Annotated in this window: 21 protein-coding genes; 18 read left to right on the top strand and 3 right to left on the bottom strand. The window is 59.7% G+C overall.

Annotation, left to right across the window (positions count from 1 at the left end; translation table 11 throughout):
• Window positions 1–76: 76 nt before the first annotated feature.
• The 5 genes from glnA to HYT87_01215 all read left to right on the top strand — a co-directional run bounded on the left by glnA (window position 77) and on the right by HYT87_01215 (window position 6654).
• Window positions 77–1486 (top strand): type I glutamate--ammonia ligase, encoded by a 1410-nt coding sequence (glnA, locus tag HYT87_01235; GenBank protein MBI2058371.1) that lies wholly within the window; start codon window positions 77–79, stop codon window positions 1484–1486.
• A gap of 126 nt (window positions 1487–1612) precedes the next feature.
• Window positions 1613–2692 carry an outer membrane beta-barrel protein gene (locus tag HYT87_01230; GenBank protein ID MBI2058370.1) on the top strand — a complete coding sequence of 360 codons (1080 nt, stop codon included), beginning with the start codon at window positions 1613–1615 and terminating at the stop codon, window positions 2690–2692.
• A gap of 18 nt (window positions 2693–2710) precedes the next feature.
• The gene (amt, locus tag HYT87_01225) at window positions 2711–4243 is read left to right on the top strand and encodes an ammonium transporter (protein MBI2058369.1); all 1533 of its coding nucleotides are present in this window, start codon (window positions 2711–2713) and stop codon (window positions 4241–4243) included.
• Window positions 4244–4430: 187 nt separating this feature from the next.
• Window positions 4431–5921 carry an ammonium transporter gene (locus tag HYT87_01220; protein MBI2058368.1) on the top strand — a complete coding sequence of 497 codons (1491 nt, stop codon included), beginning with the start codon at window positions 4431–4433 and terminating at the stop codon, window positions 5919–5921.
• A 187-nt stretch (window positions 5922–6108) separates the two neighbouring features.
• A complete protein-coding gene (locus HYT87_01215) occupies window positions 6109–6654 on the top strand; it encodes a hypothetical protein (protein MBI2058367.1) in 546 nt (181 codons plus the stop codon).
• Window positions 6655–6772: 118 nt separating this feature from the next.
• Here HYT87_01215 and HYT87_01210 read toward each other — a convergent pair whose 3' ends face one another.
• Window positions 6773–7303: a hypothetical protein gene (locus tag HYT87_01210; GenBank protein ID MBI2058366.1), complete on the bottom strand. Its 531-nt coding sequence runs from the start codon at window positions 7301–7303 to the stop codon at window positions 6773–6775.
• Between the two features lie 342 nt (window positions 7304–7645).
• Between HYT87_01210 and nusA the strand changes: the two genes are divergently transcribed.
• From nusA to HYT87_01165, 9 genes are all read left to right on the top strand, one after another.
• A complete protein-coding gene (gene nusA, locus HYT87_01205) occupies window positions 7646–8917 on the top strand; it encodes a transcription termination factor NusA (GenBank protein ID MBI2058365.1) in 1272 nt (423 codons plus the stop codon).
• 25 nt (window positions 8918–8942) lie between these two features.
• Window positions 8943–11324 carry a translation initiation factor IF-2 gene (infB, locus tag HYT87_01200; protein MBI2058364.1) on the top strand — a complete coding sequence of 794 codons (2382 nt, stop codon included), beginning with the start codon at window positions 8943–8945 and terminating at the stop codon, window positions 11322–11324.
• A gap of 101 nt (window positions 11325–11425) precedes the next feature.
• Window positions 11426–11749: a DUF503 domain-containing protein gene (locus HYT87_01195; protein MBI2058363.1), complete on the top strand. Its 324-nt coding sequence runs from the start codon at window positions 11426–11428 to the stop codon at window positions 11747–11749.
• Window positions 11750–11810: 61 nt separating this feature from the next.
• Entirely contained in the window at window positions 11811–12203 is a 393-nt protein-coding gene (rbfA, locus tag HYT87_01190; GenBank protein MBI2058362.1) for a 30S ribosome-binding factor RbfA, read from the top strand.
• Window positions 12204–12208: 5 nt separating this feature from the next.
• A complete protein-coding gene (locus tag HYT87_01185; GenBank protein MBI2058361.1) occupies window positions 12209–13312 on the top strand; it encodes a bifunctional oligoribonuclease/PAP phosphatase NrnA in 1104 nt (367 codons plus the stop codon).
• Window positions 13309–14280 (top strand): tRNA pseudouridine(55) synthase TruB, encoded by a 972-nt coding sequence (gene truB, locus HYT87_01180; protein MBI2058360.1) that lies wholly within the window; start codon window positions 13309–13311, stop codon window positions 14278–14280. Before HYT87_01185 ends, truB begins: the two co-directional genes overlap by 4 nt.
• Before the next feature lie 38 nt (window positions 14281–14318).
• A complete protein-coding gene (rpsO, locus tag HYT87_01175) occupies window positions 14319–14588 on the top strand; it encodes a 30S ribosomal protein S15 (GenBank protein MBI2058359.1) in 270 nt (89 codons plus the stop codon).
• A 38-nt stretch (window positions 14589–14626) separates the two neighbouring features.
• Window positions 14627–16915, top strand: coding sequence for a polyribonucleotide nucleotidyltransferase (gene pnp, locus HYT87_01170; protein MBI2058358.1), 2289 nt, complete (start codon window positions 14627–14629; stop codon window positions 16913–16915).
• Window positions 16875–18188, top strand: coding sequence for an insulinase family protein (locus HYT87_01165; GenBank protein ID MBI2058357.1), 1314 nt, complete (start codon window positions 16875–16877; stop codon window positions 18186–18188). Before pnp ends, HYT87_01165 begins: the two co-directional genes overlap by 41 nt.
• Before the next feature lie 170 nt (window positions 18189–18358).
• Here the strand turns inward: HYT87_01165 and HYT87_01160 are convergent, their stop codons facing one another.
• Together HYT87_01160 and HYT87_01155 are read right to left on the bottom strand one after the other, a co-directional pair.
• Window positions 18359–18751 carry a PIN domain-containing protein gene (locus HYT87_01160; GenBank protein ID MBI2058356.1) on the bottom strand — a complete coding sequence of 131 codons (393 nt, stop codon included), beginning with the start codon at window positions 18749–18751 and terminating at the stop codon, window positions 18359–18361.
• A complete protein-coding gene (locus HYT87_01155; GenBank protein MBI2058355.1) occupies window positions 18732–18941 on the bottom strand; it encodes a hypothetical protein in 210 nt (69 codons plus the stop codon). Before HYT87_01155 ends, HYT87_01160 begins: the two co-directional genes overlap by 20 nt.
• Before the next feature lie 312 nt (window positions 18942–19253).
• On the opposite strand from HYT87_01155, the gene HYT87_01150 reads away from it, so the two are divergent.
• The 4 genes from HYT87_01150 (at window position 19254) to HYT87_01135 (ending at window position 21284) form a co-directional block, all read left to right on the top strand.
• Entirely contained in the window at window positions 19254–19559 is a 306-nt protein-coding gene (locus HYT87_01150; GenBank protein ID MBI2058354.1) for a hypothetical protein, read from the top strand.
• Window positions 19556–19768 carry a DUF2283 domain-containing protein gene (locus HYT87_01145; GenBank protein ID MBI2058353.1) on the top strand — a complete coding sequence of 71 codons (213 nt, stop codon included), beginning with the start codon at window positions 19556–19558 and terminating at the stop codon, window positions 19766–19768. Before HYT87_01150 ends, HYT87_01145 begins: the two co-directional genes overlap by 4 nt.
• Window positions 19769–19892: 124 nt before the next feature.
• The gene (locus HYT87_01140; GenBank protein MBI2058352.1) at window positions 19893–20414 is read left to right on the top strand and encodes a hypothetical protein; all 522 of its coding nucleotides are present in this window, start codon (window positions 19893–19895) and stop codon (window positions 20412–20414) included.
• Window positions 20415–21284, top strand: a complete 870-nt coding sequence (locus HYT87_01135; protein ID MBI2058351.1) for a hypothetical protein — start codon at window positions 20415–20417, stop codon at window positions 21282–21284. It begins immediately after the preceding gene.
• Window positions 21285–21611: the final 327 nt, after the last annotated feature.

Genomic DNA, 21611 nt, shown 5'->3' with positions numbered 1-21611 from the left:
GCCGTCAAGAAACAGCCGTCCCATGCCCACTAAGAAGAGCAGCAGTGAGAGCAGCAAGAAAGGAGACAGAGCAGGAATGACATCGAAAGACGTTTTGAAATTCGCGAAGGAGCAGGGCGCGAAGGTCTGTGACCTGAAATTCTGCGACATGCTCGGCACCTGGCAGCACTTCACTACCGGGATGTCGGAAATTACCGAGGAGACCTTGGAAGAAGGTCTCGGGTTCGACGGGTCCAGCATCCGTGGCTGGCAGGGGATCCAGGAGAGCGACATGCTCGTGATCCCCGATGCGAAAACGGCCGTGATGGATCCGTTTTGCGCCGAGCCGACGCTGAGCCTGATCTGCGACATTCTCGACCCGATCAGCCGCAAGCCGTACTCGCGCGACCCGCGTTACATCGCAAAGAAAGCCATTGAGCACCTGAAGAAGACAGGCATTGGCGACACGGCCTACATGGGGCCGGAACCTGAATTCTTCATTTTCGACGGCGTCCGCTACGACGCGCAAGTCGATCACAGCTACTACCACATCGAATCCAAGGAAGGCATCTGGGGCTCGGGCGACAAGGAAGACAACCTTGGATACAAGCCGCGCCACAAGGAGGGCTATTTCCCGGTTTCGCCGAACGACACCTTCCAAGACCTTCGCACCGAGATGCTTCTCACCATGCAGAAAGTGGGCATCATCGTCGAGAAGCAGCACCACGAGGTGGCCACGGCCGGTCAGGCGGAAATCGACATGCGGTTCTCCGAGCTGGTCGACATGGCGGACAAGCTCATGTGGTACAAGCACGTCTGCAAGAACGTCGCCTGGAAACATGGGAAGACCGTCACGTTCATGCCGAAGCCGATCTTCGGAGACAACGGTTCGGGCATGCACACGCACCAAAGCGTCTGGAAGAACGGCAAGCCGCTCATGGCTGGCGAAGGGTACGCCGGTCTCTCCGATCTCGGCTTGCACTACATCGGCGGAATCCTGAAACACGGCCGCGCGCTGGCCGCGATCGTGGCCCCCACCGTGAACTCCTACCGCCGGCTCGTGCCGGGCTTCGAGGCCCCGGTAAACCTCGCCTACTCGGCGCGGAACCGCAGCGCCTGCTGCCGAATCCCTTTGTACAGCCCGTCCCCCAAGGCGAAGCGCGTCGAAGTGCGATTCCCCGATCCGTCGTGCAATCCGTACCTCGCGTTCAGCGCCATGCTCATGGCGGGGTTGGACGGCATCGAGAAGAAGATCAAGCCGGGCGAACCGCTCGACAAGGACATTTATCACTTGCCCGCGGCCGAGGCGAAGAAAGTGCCGCAACTCCCCTCAAGCCTCTCGGAGGCGATCGAGGAATTGGAGAAGGATCACGAATTCCTCAAGAAGGGAAACGTGTTCACGGATGACATGATCGAGGCGTGGATCAGCTGGAAGAAGGAGAAGGAGATCGATCCGATCCGACTCCGCCCCACGCCGTTGGAGTTTCATCTGTATTACGACGCTTGATGAAATAATCGAGAGGGCCCCTCGCTGAGGAGGCGGGGGGCCGAAACCCCGGCCAGGAAGGCCGAAAGCCGCCGAGAGCCAGGAAGGCAAACGAAGGCGGGAGAAAGGAAAAACGGAGGTCTAACTATGAAGGTACAGGTCTGCCCGAAAAACGTTTTGAAGAGGACTGCTCTGCTGGCCCTGACGGCCGGATTGGCGGTACTGATCGACACGGCGCCCGCCACGGCCAAAGAAGGTCCCAAGATGGGGGGCCACGTCGAATCCACGTTCAACTTCAATCTCATGAAGAAGGGCGGCAAGAACGTGAATGAGCTTCGTAGCTACGATAACCGGGCGAATGAATTCACCCTCAACGCCGCCCACGTGATGCTGGCCGGCGATGGTGTGGAAGGCCTGACCTACACTGTGGAACTCGATGCGGGAAGCGACGCGGCGGTCAACAAAGACCCCGTGCTGGCCACGACCGGCTACGTGGATGTGCAGGAGGCCTACATGTCCTACAACCTCCACGACAAGGTGAAGTGGACGATGGGCAAGTTCGTCACCTTCCAGGGCATCGAGGTTATCGAGGGCCCAGCCAATCCGACGGTGTCTCGCGGCTATCTGTTCGGTCTGGCGGAAGCGTACACGCTGACCGGTACGTATTTCACGATCGCACCGAGCGACATGTTCGATATCAAGCTCGGGTACGTCAACGATTGGGATTCGGTCATCTTCAAGACCAGCAAGCGGACACTGATCAGTCGGCTTGGGCTGAACCTCGGGGATCCATTGACGCTGGGAATCTCCCCGTACTTCGGCGGGACGGTGGCCAACATGTCCATCGACGTCACCGGCGTGACCAATGTGGTCAGCGGCATGCCCATCAACTTCCAATTCAATTTCGGGAATTCCGACGCCAAGAGCCAGGGGACCGACGCTACTTGGTGGGGTGCGGGAATACAGCCCGTCTATAGCCTCTCGGACACGATGGCGCTTGGCCTTCGATATGAGGTTTTTTCGGACAAGGACGGCTATCGTACGACGGTCGCGGATCTATTAGCGCACAATTTCACCATCACCCCGGCATGGAAGCCTGCGGAGGGCTTCGCCGTTCGCCCGGAAGTCCGGCTCGATTTCGCGAGCGAGAAAGCCTTCACCGATGCGGAGGGCAATGCAAAGAACACGAACCTCACGGCCAGCCTGGGGATGTCGTACACGTTCTAGTCAATCGGGAGGTATCAAATGAATAAGCTGAAGAAATTTCTGAGCCCGGGGAGCCTCGTCCCGTTCGCGGGAACGCTCCTTTGGGCGGGATGGGCGATCGCCCAGGAGGCGATGCCGGAAATGGCCGCGCCTCCGATGGAAGCGGCCCCTGCGGCTCCAGCCGGACCGCCGCCGCTGGACGCGCCGAAGGTGATGGCGGACACGCTGTGGACGCTCATCACCGCCATGCTCGTCTTCTGGATGAACGCGGGATTCGCGCTCGTGGAGTCGGGTCTCTGCCGCGCGAAGAACTCCGTGAACATCCTGTCCAAGAACGTCATCGTCTTCGCAATGTCGTCCCTCGCCTTCCTCTTCCTCGGCTTCGGCCTGATGTTCGGGGACGGCAACGGCTTCACGGGCACGACCGGCGTCTGGTTCATGGGCGGCGCGGACAATAGCCCGTACACGGGCGACGCCTACCAGGGCGTCTATAAGTCCATCGCCTGGACCGGCACGCCGCTCTGGGCGAAGTACTTCTTCCAACTCGTGTTCGCGGGAACGGCGGCGACCATCGTCTCCGGCGTCGTGGCCGAACGGATCAAGTACTCCTCCTTCATGATCTTCGCCTTCTTCATGGGCATCGCTCTCTACCCCATCACCGGTCACTGGATCTGGGGGGGCGGCTGGCTGGCCCAGAAAGGCTTCTGGGATTTTGCGGGCTCCACCGTCGTCCATTCCGTCGGAGGTTGGGCCGCGCTCGCAGGTGTCATCCTGCTCGGCCCGCGGATCGGCAAATACACCAAAGACGGCAAGGTGAATCCGATCCCGGGCCACAATCTTACGTCCGTCACGCTCGGCGTCTTCATTCTCTGGCTGGGCTGGTTCGGGTTCAACCCCGGATCGACCATGGCCGCGGATTGGGGTGCGATTGCCGGAATCGCCGTGACGACGAATACGGCAGCCGCCGCCGCTGCATTCTCTTCAACCGTCACCGCCTGGCTGATGTTCCGAAAGCCGGACCTCACGATGATGTTGAACGGCATCCTGGCGGGCCTCGTGGCCATCACGGCGCCGTGCGCGTTCGTCAGCGTGAAAGCCTCGCTGGTCATCGGCCTGATCGCGGGAGTCCTCGTGGTTCTTGCGGTCGTGATGTTCGACAAGCTGAAGTTGGATGATCCGGTGGGCGCGCTGTCCGTCCACCTCGTCAACGGCGTGTGGGGAACCCTCTCCCTCGGCTTGTTCGGCTCGGACGCCTTCGTGAAAGGGCCCGGAATGGGTCTGCTGTACGGCGGCGGATTCACGCTCCTGACCGCGCAGGTGATCGGCGTGGTGGCCGTGGCCGGCTACACACTCGTGGCCGCCTTGATCATCTGGAGCATCATCAAGATCATCACGGGCGGAATCCGGGTGACCGCGGAAGAGGAACAGGAAGGACTCGACATCGGGGAGCATGGACAGGAATGCTACCCGGATTTCGGCACGCGCCACATGGTGGGCGTGGGTCACGCGGAAGTGGCCCCCCAGCCGCAACGCGCGCCCATGATGGTCCCCGAACCCGTGCATCAAACGTAGGTCCTCCTTCAAGGAACGAAGACTGGCGATGGCCCCCGGCGTTCGGGGGCCGTCGCCTTTCGCATTGATGCGTAGGGGAGCATCTCCAGATGCTCCCTCTCGCCGGGAAGGTCTGAAGACCCTCCCCTACTCGGTCTGACAGGGCTCAGAGATGAGCAGGAGGTGACACATGGTCCATCTGAGCAGGATGGTTTTTCTTGGAATCCTCTTTCTTCTCGGATTCGCCGCTCGGTCGAATGCCGAGGATTCGGTGGCCGGCGCTACCCCCGGCATCGCACAGGCCGAACTCCCGGTGGCGGCTGCGCCCGCACCGGGATCGCTGATTGAACCCAGCCTCGATCAGCGCGTGGCGGACCTCGAAGCGTACATCAACAATACCGCCCGAGGGGCCGATGTCCCCGGCGTAGGCGTGGCTTCAAAGGTCGGCGGCGCCGGGCCCGGCCACAACGGCTGGATGATGACGGCCGCTGCGCTCGTTCTGTTCATGACTCTGCCGGGGTTGGCCCTCTTCTACGGCGGCCTCGTTCGCAGCAAGAACGTCCTCTCCGTTCTCGCGCAATGCCTTGGCATCGCGGGACTCGTCACGATCCTGTGGTGGGCCGTCGGCTACAGCCTCGTCTTCGCGCCCGGCGGCTCGATTTTCGGCAGCCTCCAGCACGCTTTCCTCAAAGGGGTCGACTCGAATCCGAACGCGAATTACGCGTATTGGGTTTCCCACAATGTTTTCGCCATGTATCAGATGATGTTTGCGATCATCACTCCGGCGCTCATCATCGGGGCCATCGCCGAACGTATGAAATTCTCGGCGATCATTCTTTTCGTGACCATTTGGATGCTCGTTGTTTACTTTCCCCTCGCCCACATGGTCTGGGGCATTTCCGGCCTGATGAACGGGGTGTGGAACGCAGAGGCAAAGATCAAGGCCATCGACTTCGCCGGCGGAACCGTGGTCCACATGTCTTCCGGCTGGTCCGCGCTCATCCTGTGCCTCATCCTTGGCAAACGCCTCAACTTCGGCAAGGAGCCGATGCCGCCGCACAGCATGGTTCTCTGCATGATCGGCACGGGCATGCTGTGGGTGGGCTGGTACGGGTTCAACGCGGGGAGCGCCGTCGCCGCGGACGGGGTGGCCGCAAACGCCTTCACCACCACGACAATCGCCACGGCCGTCGCCTCCTTCACGTGGGCCATGGCCGAGTATCTGCTTCGCGGCAAACCGAGCATCCTCGGTTTCTGCTCGGGCGCGGTGGCGGGACTCGTGGTCATCACGCCGGCCTGCGGATTTGTATCGCCCGGTTCGGCCGTTATCGTCGGGATTCTCGCGGGTCTCGTTCCTTTCTTCGCCTGCTACAAGATCAAGGGATGGCTCGGCTACGATGACGCGCTCGACACCTTCGGCGTCCACGCCGTCGGCGGAACGCTGGGCGCGTTCCTCACGGGAATCCTCGCAACGGAGGACGTCAACGCCAACCTAATCACAAACCTTCACGGCATCGTCGGCCACACGCTCTGGTTGGAGCAGTTGAAGGCCATTGGCCTCACACTGGCCATGGCGGTTGTCGGAACGACCGTCATTGCCCTTCTGCTGAAGCACACCCTGGGGCTTCGGCCGGCGCCCGAAGTGGAGACGCAGGGCCTGGATTTGGCCGAACACGGCGAGGTGGCATATCACGGCTGAAGCGTCCGATGATAAGCGCCACGCTCATGGTTCGACGAGCAGGAGGTGTAGGGGAGGGTCTTCAGACCCTCCCGACAAGAGGGAGCATCTGAAGATGCTCCCCTACGCAGGGCATTCTGTCGGCTGCGCGGCCGGGGGATTCTCTTTGACTTCGCGCTAGGGGCACCTATAATCTTGACCTGACGAAATGAAATTCTCCATCGAAGACGAGATCCATCACCCCTTCGAATCGGTCTACCCCACCTACCGGGACAAGCTCGTCTCGTTGGTCCCGTACCTGCCCGACGTCAAGTCCATCGAAATTCTGGAGAAAGAGCGCAAGGGGAAAAGACTCCGGCTCGTCAATCGGTGGACCGCGCGCACGCAGGTCCCGGGTGTCGTCCGGAAGATCATCGGGCTCGATCAGGTGATGTGGCTGGACCACGCCGACTGGGACGATGACGCGCACAGGGTGGCGTGGCGATTCGAAATCCCCGGCTTGGACGACTACGTTCAGGCCAGCGGGAAGAATGAGTTCTTCGACGAAAAAGGGAAGACGAAAGTCTGCCTATCGGGGGAATTTACGATTGATGCCACGAAGCATCCGCGGGTGCCCCGTCTGCTGGCGCGGACGATTCAGCCGCAGGTCGAGAAATTTATCTTCGTTCTGATCAAGCCAAACCTGCTGGCCGTGAACCGTGGGCTGGAGAAACTCCTATCGGAGCCGGGAAAGGGATCAGCGAAAAAGAAATAGCTTAAGGGAGCAGCTTGGCCGGTAATCCTATCTTGGTAGGGGAGCAGCCTTGGCTGCTCCCTCCTCTTGGGAGGACCTGAAGGTCCTCCCCTACGATAGGTAGTTTCCGGACGTATTCCTACTGAATCGGCGTATCTTCGCCGACCAGGAAGCTGTCCAGATCAACCGTCTTCTCACCGACCTTGAGGGAGATTCCTTCGCCCACCATGACCTGCTCCACGGGAATCTTGTGTTGAGTCAGGTGTTCCCGGATATCAAGCGGTCCGGAGAGCCAGATCGTTTCCTTGCAGATGGTGCACCGGAAATAGCCGCGGTGAATCGCCTTCTCGATCTTGCCGTCCAAGGCCTGGCAGAGAATTTCGGCCCAGAACTTCGTGCTGTCCCGCCGGGTCATCTGCTCCGTCTCGATGTTCGCCTTGCCCGACTGCCAATCGACCACCAGTGTCGATGACACACGGTCATCCGTGGCCTCGATGGCGATGGTATCCGGGCCGCGCTCGCTGACCTGGAGATGAAGGAGGTCCTCCTCGTCCTGCCGCTGACACCAGTTGATCAGCTCGACGACCTCCCAGCGCTTCAGAAGGCGCAGACCCCTCCGGCTTCCGATCACATCGGACGTGCTTTTCTCAGGTCGTTGCATGGTCCCCATAACTAACCTCCTTTGGGAAGTTCGACCCGTTTATCGGGCTTCACAACCCCACCGGCTCTCCGGGACAGTTCGGCCTGCATGGCCTTCGTGCTTTCCCCACCTTGGATCGCCACCTACTTAGTGAGCAATTCAGGTGCCAAATGACGTGCGTGTGTGATACAGGAATTTCAATATACTGACAAGACTCCCGTCAGATTGACGTGGCCGGGGCTGTCCGCAGTTACGACAGGAGGGGAAAATCTGTCACCATGTTGCCGGGGGTGTGACGCCTCATACCTAAACGAAATTGGAAAGATCTTCCGTTTCAAAGCAAGATGTGCTAGATTCGCCGTTTGCACAAAAATGTACGAACTGAAACTGAAACAAGTCATCGATGAGATTTCCCGGGAGAAGGGGATCGACCAAGCCCTGATCCGCGAGCTTGTGGTCTCTACCGTGGAGGAGGCGGCCAAGAAGAAATTCGGCCCCAAGGTGGAGATCAAGACCACGTACGACCTCGAAACCGACACTCTTGAGATTCTTGAGTACAAGAAAGTGGTGGAAGGGGTTGAGCCGGTGACGGTCGGGGAGATCGCCCTGACTGAGGCCCGTGAAAAATCGGGTGAGGAAAACATCGCCATCGGGGATCTCTTCTGCGAACGGTTCGATACGCGCGAGCTGGACCGCGTGTTTGCCCGCAACGTGCTTCAACTCATTTCCCGGAAACTGCGCGAGATCGAGCGGGCGAACGTCTACAACGAATTCAAAGACCGGAAGGGCGACGTCATCGTCGGTGTGGTCAGGCGTTTCGAACGGGGGGACATCATCGTCGATATCGGCCGAACCGAGGCGCTGTTCCCAGAGAAAGAGCAGATTCCGAAGGAACGATACAAGGTAGGGAGCACGGTCCGGTGCTTCATACTGGACGTCATCAACCATCATGCGGGCCATCAACTGATCCTGTCGCGACGTGCGGCGGGGTTTCTGATCAAGCTGTTCGAGAATGAAGTCCCGGAAGTCGGTGAGGGCCTGGTGAAAGTGGTTGCCGTGGCCCGCGAGCCCGGCTGGAGGGCCAAGGTGGCGGTCTCGTCCAACGACAAGAGAGTGGATCCGGTCGGCGCATTCATCGGCGCGAAGGGATCGCGCGTTCAGGCCATTGTGCAGGATCTGAGCGGGGAGAAGATCGACATCGTCCCGTTCAGCGAAGACCCGATCATGTTCGTTTGCAACGCGCTGTCCCCGGCGAAGATCAAGAGCGTGATCATCGATGAGGACGCCCGGCAGATGGAAATCGTGGTATCGGATGATCAACTCTCCGTCGCCATCGGGAAGAAGGGCCAGAACGTCAAGCTGGCGGTGGAGTTGACGGGATGGAATCTGGATATCCGATCCGAGTCGGAAGTGCAGAAACTGAAAGACCAGGTGAAGAAAGCCCTCATGCAGGTCAGCGGCGTCACGGAGGATCTTTCCGAGCAGCTCTACAAGGAGGGGGTCTACTCGATCGAGGATATTTCGACCATGCCGGTTCCCGAGCTGTCGGAAACGCTGGGCGTCGAGGCCGCGGTGGCCGAGCCCATCCGGCAGAGTGCCCAGGCGCTTCTGGAATCCCGCCGCGCGCTTCGCAAGAGCGAATAGCGGGTCCCCGCTTCAACCCCACCCCATGCCGAAAATTTCAGAGCTGGCACAGGACCTCAAGGTCGATTCCAAGGACATCATCAAATTCCTCGGTGAGCTCGGCATCGTGGCCAAGAGTTCCACCAAGAATCTGAACGACGAGGTGGCGCAGAAAGTTCGGGACAAGTTTTCCAAGCCGAAGGGCAGGAAATTCTCGATCGTTCGCCAGGTCGCCGCCCCGGCGTCCGCGGAACCGACGGCCGCCGCTCCGGCAGCGGGTACGGTCGAAGTCGAAGCCGCCCCGCCGATCGTCACTCCGGCGGGAGCCACTCCGGCAGCCCCAGGTCAGCCTCCATCCAGCGCCACGCCCGCACCCAAACCGGCCGCCCCGACGGAGGCGGCCAAAGGCGCGCCCAAGCCGGCCGTCCAGGCGGGGGGTGCAGCCCCGAAACCGGCGGGTGAAATCGGGCTCCGACCGCTTATAGCGGACAAGGGCAAGAAGGCCCCTGAAAAGCCCATTCCCAAGGTAGACCGGCCGAGGGATCTTCAGCGCGTGATCAAGGAAGAAGTCATGGTGGTCCACACACCTAAGGCATCGCCTGTGCGTCGCGAAGCGCCTGTGGCGCGTCAGTATCAGAAGACGGCGATCACCACTCCGAAAGCGATCAAACGGCGAATCCGGATCAGCGGATCCATTCCCATCACCGAACTGGCGAAACGCATGAGCCTCAAGGCGAACGAGGTGATCAAGAAACTGATGGGCTTGGGGGTCAAGTTTACGAGTTTGAATCAATCGATCGACGCGGACGCGGCCGGGCTGGTCGCCCAGGAGTTCGGATTCGAAATTGAGAATACGGCGCCGCAGGAACCCGGACTCGCGGACCCCGAAATTGCGGTGGTGGGCGAGCCGAAACCCCGGGCCCCGGTGGTCACGATCATGGGGCATGTCGACCACGGGAAGACGTCGCTCCTGGATGCGATCCGGAAAACGAATGTGGCGGAGAAGGAGGCGGGAGGAATCACCCAACATATCGGCGCCTACCAGGTGCAACTCAAAGGGAAAACGATCGCGTTCCTCGACACGCCGGGCCATGAAGCTTTCACCGAAATGCGCGCGCGGGGCGCGAAGGTGACGGATCTTGTCATCCTGGTGGTGGCCGGGGATGATGGCGCCATGCCCCAAACGTTCGAGGCGGTCGACCACGCCAAGGCCGCCGGGGTGTCGCTGATCGTGGCGCTCAACAAAATGGACAAGCCCGACTGCAATCCCCGGCGGGTGATGCAGCAACTGGCGGAAAAAGGGTTGAATCCGGAAGAGTGGGGCGGTGATACGCTCTACGCGCATGTCTCGGCCAAGACCGGGATGGGGTTGGACGACCTGCTGGAAAAAATTCTTCTCCAATCGGATGTGTTGGAATTGAAATCCACTTTCGAGGGGCCTGCCAAAGGCACGATCATCGAATCGAAGTTGGACAAGACGCAGGGACCTGTGGCCACCGTTCTGGTTCAGCAGGGCAAGCTCAAGACCGGGGATGTGATGCTCTGCGGAGCCACCTACGGCCGCCTCCGGGCCATGTCGAATGAACACGGGGAACGCCTGAAGGAGGCCGGTCCTTCCACCGCCATCGAGATCGTCGGCCTGAGCGGCGTGCCGGTGCCGGGCGACACGCTCCTCGTGTTGGACGATGAGCGCAAGGCGGCGGACATCGTCGCGGTGCGCGGACAGAAACTGAGGGAGGCGGAAGCTCAAAAGATGGGCATCCGCATGTCTGTTCAGGAGATGCTCATCCAGGCCAGGGACGGAAGCAAGAAACAGTTGGGCGTGATTCTGAAAACGGACGTGCAGGGATCCATGGAGGCCGTTCGAAAATCGATGGCCGCATTGGAGCAAGCCGGCGGAACCGAAAAAGTGACGCTGAACATCATTCGATCGGCGGTCGGGAACATTTCGACCAGCGATATCATGTTGGCCTCCGCATCGAAGGCCCTGGTCGTCGGATTCAATGTTCGGACGGACATGCAGGCGCTCCAGGCAGCCGAGAAGGAAAAGGTCGAAATACTGAATTTTAACATCATCTACGAGCTGCTGGAAAAAATGACGTCCTTGATGAAAGAGGAGCTCTCGCCGGTTCACCGCATCGAGGTCATCGGCCACGCGGAGGTTCGCCAGGTGTTCAAACTTTCCACCGCCGGCGTGATCGCCGGATGCTTCGTGAAGGACGGGAAGGTCAACCGGAACGCCTTTGCGCGGGTCGTGCGGGAGAACGCGATGGTTCACGAAGGGAAACTCGGCTCGTTGAAACGGTTCAAGGACGATGCGCGCGAAGTGCCCGCCGGCTTGGAGTGCGGCATCGCCATCGCCAACTACGAGGGAATCAAAGTGGGCGATCTTCTCGAGTTTTACACCAAGGAAGAAGTCGCCGCCTGAGATCCTGGGCCGGACCTTTGGGGGGTCGTTTCGGGCGGATCGTGGAGGGAATGTGGTAAGATTATTGCGTGGGAGAGTTGCAGCCCACGGGAGTTGGACGGATGCCCAGACGAATCGAACGGGAGGAAAACAGGGTTGTGGTGGGAGTGCTGGCGCTGGATCTTTTCATCCCGGGCCGGCAATCGCTCAAGGAAAAAAGATATGTGCTTCGAAAGATCATCGATCGCGTGCGCAATCAATTCAACGTCTCGATTGCGGAGACCGGATTCAACGATCTCTGGCAGCGGAGCGGCCTCGGCGTGACGATGGTGGCCAACGATCGCCGCGTGATCGAGAGCGTGCTCAGCCAGATCCCCCGCCTGATCGATTCGTGGGGAGACGTGCAGGTGTGCCGCCAGGACTTGGAGTTCTTTCATCTGTCATGACCACTCTTCTTCAATCTGAAATTTCAAATCTGAGATCTCAAATGCGTTCCGGAGGAACGGCATGAAGTGGGGCGGCGTGAAACGATCCGTGCGCGTGGGGGATCTCATCCAAAAAGAGGTCGCTCAACTCCTGCACAAGGGATTGAAGGACCCCCGACTGGAGGACGTGTCCGTGACCGGCGTGGAACTGACCGGCGATCTCCGGGAAGCCGTCCTGTACTTCCAGGTCCATGGAGACGAGGATCGAATCCGCAACGCCGCGAAGGGATTTCGCAGTGCCGAGCCCTTCATCCGAACCCATCTTGGAAAGGTTCTGCACATTCATGTCATCCCCCGCTTCAAGTTCGAGTATGATGCCACCTTGGAACGCGCAAGCCGGATCGAAAACCTGTTCAGGCAAATCGAAGCTGCACCCCCCTCACCACCCCCGAGGGGTGACGACGAGGAAGAGTGATCTCCGTGGCCGCGGCTCGTCTTCAAAAACGATCTCAGCACGCTCGCCCTGTGGTGCGGTCGCAGCGCCGGGCGGCGGTCGGCGCCACGCGCAAGGCAGCCGCAAAGCCCTTCGTGGGCACGGATCTGGGGGCCCATCGAGCCGATCTCGATGCCATCGTCCGTTTCATCCACAAGGGGAAAAAGTTCAGCGTGGCTTCTCACGTCGGCCCCGATGGCGACGCCTTGGCTTCCACGCTGGCCTTGGCGATGGGACTCAAGCGATTGGGCAAGCAGGTGGTGCCGTACAACAGGGATCCGGTCCCTCAGAATCTCAGGTTCCTGCCGGGGTGGGAGTCTCTGACTTCAGACATCCCGTCCTTCAAGATTTTCGACGGCGTCTTCATCGTCGACTGCGGAGACGTGGACCGGATCCGGGACGGATTCGGCGCGGAGCCGAAACCCCCGTTGGTGAACATCGACCACCACGTGACCAACCCCCGGTTCGGGACCCACAACCTGATCCTCCCGGACGCGAGCGCGTCCGGGCAGGTCGTCTACTACCTGCTGAAAGCGTTGGGCGTCGAGATCACTTCGGAGCTGGCGTGGAATATTTTCGCGGCCCTGGTCGTCGATACGGGTTCGTTCCAGTATTCCAACACCACGCCTGAAACACTTCGCGTGGCGGCGGAGATGGTGGCGCTCGGAGTGAAACCCGAGGTCGTCACGGAGAGTCTCCACTACCATGTGCCCGAAAAGAAATGGCGTCTGCTCGCCCATTCCCTGAACACTCTCCGTCTGGAACTGGGCGGCCGGCTTGGACTCATGAACGTCACACAGGCCATGCTCCGGGAATGCGGGGCGACTTTCGAGGACAACGACGGTTTTGTGGAAATGATCAGGCAACTGGATGGGGTGGAGGTCGCGGCCCTTCTGAAAGAACACGGCGCGGACAAAGTGAAGGTATCTTTGAGGGCGAAGGATCGCGCGGACGTGTCGCGTGTAGCCCAGGTCTTCGGCGGCGGCGGACACCGCAACGCCGCCGGACTCACCCTCCAGGCGAACTTGGAAGAAGCGGAGCGGCGGCTGACCGCCGAAGTCGAGAAGGTTTTGGAAGAGGTGAACAAATGAGATCGGCTCCGAAGCGTCCCCCGGCAGTGAAACTGAATGGTCTGCTTCTGGTGGACAAGACGGAGGGCATCACGTCCTACGATGTGATCCGGCGACTGAAGCAGGCCATTCCCGATCAGAAGATCGGACACACGGGAACGCTCGATCCCTTCGCCACGGGGCTTCTCCTCACTCTTTTCGGGGAGGCCACCAAGCTGTCGGATTACCTCTCCGATCTGGAGAAGGAGTATCTCGCTACGGTGAAGCTGGGCGAGGAGACGGATACGCAGGACAAGACGGGAAAGGTGACGAAGAAAGTGGACGGCCCGTGGCCGGACCGAAAGACCCTCCTCGAGGTTCTGAAAACGTTCGAGGGAACCATCAAGCAGCGCATCCCCAAGTTTTCCGCGGCGAAACACCAGGGAAAGCCGTTCTATCAACTGGCCCGGGAGGGGGAAGAGGTTCCCGAGAGGGATCATGAGGTGGAGGTGCATCGGATTGACGTGCTGGAATACACGCCGCCCGTCGCGCGATTGCGCGTCCTCTGCGGCAAGGGATTCTACGTGCGTGCGCTCGCGTCGGATTTGGGCCAGAAGTTGAGCGTTGGAGCGCATTTGTCGGAACTTCGCCGGACGAAGTGGGGGCCTTACAAGGTGGAGGCTGCGCTTTCAGCGGACGCCATCAGCGGTCCGGCGGCGATTTTCCAAAAGGGTGTGGCGATGGTGGATATCTTGTCGTTCCTTCCGGCCGTGAAACTCGAGGAGGAGGAACTGGAAATTCTTCGGGCGGGACATGCGGTGAAGCTTTTCAAGAAAAGTGCTATAGTCCCGGTCAAGAATGGAGAAAAAATAAGAATGAGAGTCTGTGATATCGACGGCAATCTGTCCGTGGTGGCAGAAGCCGAGCGATCCAGCCCCGCGGATGAAATCCCTCCCGCGCGGCCGGGTGAACTGCTCCTCAAACCGCTCAAGGTCCTGCAGGCCACCTGAAGGCTCCCCCAGCCGATAAGGTAGAGAACGGAGGACGAATGGCGGAGAAGAGGAAAACCAAGCGCGACGTCATCAAGACGTATCAGCATCACAAGGAGGATACCGGATCGCCTGAAGTCCAGGTGGCCCTTCTGACGGATCGCATCGAATCGCTGACGAAGCATTTCGATGCCCACAAGAAGGACCACAGTTCCCGGCGCGGTCTGCTGATGCTGGTGAGCAAGCGTCGCCGCCACCTCGACTACCTGAAAAAGCACTTCCCCGACCGCTACAAGGGGTTGATTCAGCGCCTCGGCCTGCGGAAGTAGGGAAAAGACTCTCGCCCGTTTAAGGAGGTACCGCCAACATGGCCATCCACACTGTCCAGACCACTCTGGCCAACAAAAGCTTTTCGTTTGAAACCGGAAAAATAGCCACGCAGGCGCACGGGTCCGCCGTCTGCCGCATGGGGGACACCGTCGTCCTGTCCACCGCCGTCATGGGCGGCGAGCGCAAGGGCATCGATTTCCTGCCGCTGTCCGTCGACTACCTGGAGCGGACGTTCGCCGCGGGAAAAATCCCGGGGGGCTACTTCCGCCGCGAGGGCCGGCCCACGGAAAAAGAAATCATTACCTCGCGTCTGATCGACCGCCCGATCCGTCCCATGTTCCCGGACGGATATTTCAAAGACACACAGGTCATCGCCACCGCTCTTCAATACGATCAGGCGCACGACCCGGACGTCGTGGCGGTGAACGCATCGGCTTGCGCTCTCCTCATTTCGTCTTTGCCCTTCACCCAGGCCCTCGGCTGCGTGAGAGTGGGGCGGGTGGAAGGCCGATTGATCATCAATCCCACCAGCGCAGAGACGGACAAGAGCGACCTGGACATGATCGTTGTGGCCAAACGCGATGCCATCGTCATGGTCGAGGGCTCGGCGAAGTACCTCTCCGAAGAGCAGGTGCTGGAGGCGCTGTTCCTGGCGCACGACAGCATCCTGCCGATCCTGGACATGCAGGAGGAGCTGGTTCAGAAGATCCGCCCGGAAAAGCTCGTCGTGAAGCCTCGGGAAATCGAATCCGATTTGCGTTCGAAAATCACCTCCCACCTGAACAAGAAGCTGATGGCCGCCATGACCATCCCGAAGAAACACGAACGTCGCGATGCGCGGGCTAAAGTGATGGAGGAGCTGGACGCCTTGATTAAGCCGGAAGGCGCCGAGCTGCCGCCGGGCGCGGACGAGTTCATTGAGAACGAAGAACGGCGGCTCGTCCGTGAGATGGTGCTCAAGCAAAAGAAACGGCTCGATGGCCGCGGTTTGACCGACATTCGGCCGATCACGTGCGAGATCGGCGTGCTGCCGCGGACTCACGGCTCCGCCCTGTTTACTCGTGGCGAGACACAGGCCCTCGTGATCACGACGCTGGGCAGCGCGATGGACGAACAGCGCATCGATGCGTTGGAGGGCGAGTTGTTCAAGTCGTTCATGCTCCACTACAACTTCCCTCCGTTCAGCGTGGGCGAAGTCAAACCGCTTCGCGGCCCCGCACGCCGGGAAATCGGCCACGGCGTTCTGGCCGAGCGCGCCGTCCGGGCCGTCATTCCGGAAGCCGAAAAATTCCCTTACACCGTTCGCGTGGTGTCGGACATTCTTGAATCGAACGGTTCCTCCTCAATGGCCACGGTGTGCGGCGCGACCCTGTCGCTCATGGATGCCGGCGTGCCGGTCAAGGCGGCCGTGGCGGGCATTGCCATGGGTCTGATCGCCGAAGGGAACGATGTGGCGATCCTGACGGACATCCTGGGCGATGAGGATCACCTCGGCGATATGGATTTCAAGGTGGCCGGGACCGAAACCGGTGTCACGGCGATCCAGATGGACATCAAGATCGACGGGCTCAAGCGGGAAGTGCTGGCGGATGCCCTCCGTCAAGCGAAGGATGCTCGCATGCGGATTCTGGACACCATGAAGAAGACGATCGCCCAGCCGCGGGAGTCTCTCTCCCAGTACGCTCCGCGCATCTTCACGCTTCAAATCAATCCGGAAAAGATCCGCTTCGTGATCGGACCGGGCGGCAAGAACATCAAGTCGATCATCGAGAAGACGAATGTCCAGATCGACATCGAGAATTCGGGCGCGGTCAACATCTTCTCCACCTCGAAGGAGGCTGCGGACGAAGCGATCGCCATGATTCGCGAGTCCGCCCAGGACTACAAGGTCGATGAAGGCGCGGTCATCAAGGGTCTGGTCGAGCGCATCGAGAACTATGGCGCGTTCGTCCAGCTCATGCCGGGTCTCACGGGCCTCCTTCATATCTCGGAGCTTGACGTCCGCAGGGTGGACAAGGTCACCGACATCGTGAAAGAGGGCCAGGAAATTGAAGTCAAAGTCCTGGCCGTCGAACCGAACGGCCGGATTCGACTCAGCCGCCGCGCCCTTCTGGAAGGCGGCGATGCCCCGCAGGCAGGAGGCCGAAGCGGTGCCGGAAGCGACCAGGACGGTCGACCCGGCCCAAGAGGTGGAGACCGGTCCGAGGGCGGCGATCGTCCGCCTCGCCGGGATGGGCCATCGCGTGGAGGTCCACAGCGGGGCGAACAGCGCGGGGAGCAGCGTAGTGAACACCAGCGCGACAGGCGAGGGCCTCCCCGTTCCTAAGGGAATCAAGCCCGCAACAAACGGCAGTCGGAAGACCGTCCTCGACAACGGTCTCCGAGTGCTGACGCAGGACATTCCCCAGGTCCACTCCGTCTCCATCGGCCTTTGGGTCGATTCCGGCTCTTCGAGCGAGCCCAAGGAGCAGGCGGGACTTTCTCACTTCATCGAACATCTGCTTTTCAAGGGAACGACCACGCGATCTGCAAAGGACATTGCCTTGGAGATCGAGCGCGTCGGCGGGATGCTGAATGCCTTCACGGGCCGGGAGTTCACGTGCTTCTACATCCGCGTCCTTCACTCGGACTTGCCTCTCGCCATGGAGATTCTTTCGGATATTTTCTACAACCCTCTCTTCGACGGCACCGAGATGGAAAAGGAGCGCGCCGTCATCCTCCAAGAGATCAAGATGGTGGAGGACACGCCGGACGACTTGGTCCACGACCTCCTGCACCAGAACTTGTGGGGAGAAAACTCTTTCGGCATGCCCATCGCGGGCACGGCGGGCACGGTCCGGTCGATCCAGCGCGGGCAGGTGGTGGACTTTTTCAAGACGTACTACCGGCCGAGGCGCGTGATCTTGTCCGCCGCGGGCCGTTTGGACGCCGATGCGGTTCTGAAGATGGCGCGTGAGAAATTTGACCGCCCGATGAATGACCGAGGGGCGGACCCCGTTGTCCCGATCGTTCCGCCGTACCGGAAATCCCTTCGGACCCACGAGCGCGATTTGGAGCAAATCCACGTCTGCTTGGCGTTTCCGGCGTTCGCCGAGAAAGACCCACGCCGCTATCCCCTGAGCCTCCTCAACACGTATCTGGGGGGGGGGATGAGCAGTCAACTCTTCCAGGAAGTTCGTGAGAAGCGCGGCTTGGTATATTCCATCTACTCCTACGCTTCGCTTTACCGAGCGGTGGGTTACGTCGGCGTCTATGCGGGGGTGGGCCGGGAAGGAGTGCGCGAGTGCGTGGATGTCACCCGCGCGGAGATCGGGCGCATCCTCAAGGGAGAGTTCACCCGCGAAAATCTTGATCGAACCAAGACCCAGATCAAGGGCCAGCTCCTTCTCGGCATGGAAAGCACCTTCAACATCATGCAGAAACTGGCGAAGGACGAGTTTCTATTTGGACGGCACGTCCCCCTCGAAGAAGTCATAGCGAATTTTGAAGCGGTCAAAGTGGACGACGTGATCCGTACCGCGAATGAAATCTACTCCGAGAAGAATCTTTCCCTCACACTCCTCGGTCCCGCCCCGGACGCGAACAGCCTCCTGACCTGATGCCACGACCTCCCGGCAGTGGCGTGTTCGGGAGGAGGTAGATTACTAGGCTCTGTTTGAAAACCCCATCGTTGCCGAATGAAATCTTGGTAGTCGCACCCTTTACGGGTGCGTCCTCGGACGCAGGCTGAAGCCTGCGCCTACCGGAGAGACGCGTTTTCAAACAAAGACTAGTCGGCGACGCGGAGGAGCTTCAGAGGAGTTCGCGACGCGACGCGATCGAACACTCGGTCCAGCGTCAGCAGAGCGCCGTTTACCTCCAATGTGCATTGTGCCACGTGAGCGTCAGGAGCGGACACGGCGATGCCATTTTCCGCGAGTCGGGCTCGCAGACTGCCCACACTCGCCCAGTGAAACAGAGGCGTTTCGTGTAGCGGGAGTTCGATCAAGAAGTCTTCAATGGATCGTCTCCTGGCCAACGACAACCGGCCTGACAGCAGCTCTGCCACCACGATCGGCGCGAGGACCACGCGGCTTTCTGCCAAGGCCGTCTCCAACGCGGTAAAAGTGCGGCCCTTGAAGAACTCGATCCAGACGCTGGTGTCAACGACGAGGGCGTCCACGCAGCTCGTCGATGTTCAAATCCAAATGAATCTTGCCCTTCAAGGCCATGGCCTTCTCATAGGCGCGCGACCTTCGAACAAGCTTGAGCCCGTGGACCAGCGTTTCAGTGATGCCCTTCTTCGTGACCTCCTGCGCTTCCGAGAGAAGCTCGGCGGGTAGATTTGCGGTGACTCGCCTCACATTGTTCATACCGCCATACTAACAGCCATACATACCGAGGTCAATATCGACCGGGCTCGGCCCGCTTCAGCCCAAGCTCTTTGCAGCCGGAGGGCGCATCCGCGTGTCGAACAGGAGCCCCCTTTTCCCAGATCGACCGATCGGACCTGGCATGGAACGGACCGACGGACACACTGTGCGTGTGCCTGTCGGAAGCCGTGAACTCCGCAAAGGCTGGAAGCGCGGTCCCCAAGCCCGGAAGCCCTCGAATTACAACTTGCTTCAGAATACGCCCCCAATCCGCTGGTCGTAAATCCTACGCGGGCATGATAAGCGTCTCGCGTGCGGACTTTCACGAATCATGAGGGTTGGGCGATTCGTCTCCCGGAGGAGAGGGAGCAGCACATTCTTGAGCATCCGGAAATGGGCGACCAGTTCGACAAGATCGAAATATCGCTCCGAGAGCCCGATGTGGTTCGGGAGAGCGAAAATGATCCATCTGTGCATCTTTACTTCCATAAGTTCGATCGGACGCCCGTGACCAGGAAATCCCTCCTCGTGGCCGTAAAGGTTTCCGAGGATCCATTCGTCATCACCGCATTCTTTACGAACAAGCAGGAAGGCGGTAAGATTGTGTTTGAGAGATGAGAGTCCGATACGATGCTGAGGGTGACTTCCTTGAGATCACGTTCCGAAAGGCGAAGGGCTATTCTCGCCGAATCCGCCCGGATATCTATCAGAGAGTGGACGCGAAAGGTCGGCTTCTCGGTGTGGCCGTATTCAACTTCATGAAACAGCGTCGGCGCTCCATCGACCTCCCCTTCGAAGTCAGGTCGATCATTGCGAAGGCCGCCTGAATTCCGCCGGCCGGGATGCGCGAGAACAAGAAACCGGACCACCAAGGCCGAAAGTCTCCTCCCAGCAAGTTATCTTCTATGCTAATGCCCTCTGACCCCCTGGTCGGAAGCGTTGGACCGCGCCATGGACCACGGAGAGAAATCTTTTCTACCGATCGACCGCACCGACCTTGAGCGGCTCGCGGCAATTGCTGAAGCCGACCGGTCCGAACTTTTCGCCCGCAGACCGAATCTCGCCGCGCTGTCAGGCCTCGTGCTGTGTACCGCGCTTTGCCAGGGCGCGGCTCTTCACTTTGTGAACCGTCGAAACGGAATCAATGACTTCGACGTCTGGACGTTCTATCGCGCTCACCCGAACTTCAGCTTTCCATCTCGGCGTGTCGTGGATCGTGATTTCGGAAATCCAAAATTCGGCCGCTCATCCAACCGGCCAAAGTACATCGGGCGGCGCGTTGATCTGATCGGTCGTTCCATTCCATGCCTTACTGAAGATACGCCGGTCACAGCTCTTCGCCGTTGGTTGACGTCGCGCCGCCGCTCTCCGAGCTTCCTGTCAGAAAAGGCCGTGGTGTTGCTCCAGCCCGCGAACTACCGCAGTCTAGTGGCATGGCCCCTCACCGTTGAGAAGCGGTCCGTTAGGTCCTGAATGAGAAAGGGGAGAAGGATGAAGGCCATATTATTCAGTGTGGTCGTAATTTGTTTACTTGCCCACAGTTCGCAGGGAGGCGAGGGGACCTGGGTCACAAAAAGACACGTGGCTCTGAAGCAGGCGCTTCGGGAAGACGCACGCTTGTTCCGAACCCTCCGGAAGGACGCCAACATAACCATCTTGGAACAGGCTGGACCCTGGTTCTTGATCGATGACGATCTGTCCGATGGTCAAGCCCCTGGTTGGGTTCATGGAGACGAGATTGAACTGGTTGGAGCCCCGAAGAGGGGCAAGAAGACCCAACGGCAGGGCGTCAGAGAGTCTCGGATTAGCTCACCTGCAATGTGGCTTGATGCAATTACATCGAAGGAATCAGTGAAGCACGGGTGGGGTGGAATCCCTTGGGGGGCAAATGTGGAAACCGTGACGAGGTCGCTGCCTGACCCAGTGGGCTCCGGCTGGGAACTTGTGAAGAATGACAAGAAACAGGTGGTATGGGCAAACTGGCCAGCAGGCAGGTCGCCAGAGAAACGACTGGCGGCATTCGGATTCGGCTACGAAGGGTTCTTGAAGGGATTCCACAAAGTCACCATGAACCTTGTAGACTATTCCGAATCGCAGTACCAGGTGACCATCAAGAAACTATCGGCTGCTCTTGGTCCACCATCGTCCGGCGAGTTGTGCGACATGGTTTATAGATGGACGGTCGAGGTTCAGTGTTATTGGTTCATCCCACTTGAAAGGGGTGACGACTATGTGCAGGTATATTTCGGTATTCCTCACAGGTCGTTGGGTCCAGTGCCGGGACAAATCAGCGTCATGTTGCGCCGAAAAATAAAGAAAGATTCGAATGGCCATGATCGATAGCCGCTACTGGAAGATAGGACTTTTGATGGGGATCCGGGTGCCAGGCTTCAATCTACAGTTTCTCCCCTATCGGGGGGGTAGGGGGGTAGGGGTCGGGTAGGGGTCAACTCTGTACATCGTATATTTCATCTCTTGACCATTCCACAGCCGACCCTTCGGGATGAGGGGCCAACCATCGTAATGCAAGGATTTCGTTCGGACCCTTACGGAGCGTGATGGCTTGCGGCGGGGTATCATGACTCTTGGTACTCCTTGCCGGGTATCGGCTAGCGACATTTGCTGTCCCGCCATCGGGAGGATCTGGCTGCATTGGCGATGGTAGCGTGC

This window comes from Nitrospirota bacterium, assembly GCA_016180645.1.
Classification (GTDB): Bacteria; JACPQY01; JACPQY01; order JACPQY01; family JACPQY01; genus JACPAV01.
This window is presented reverse-complemented; position numbering and strand designations above follow the sequence as displayed.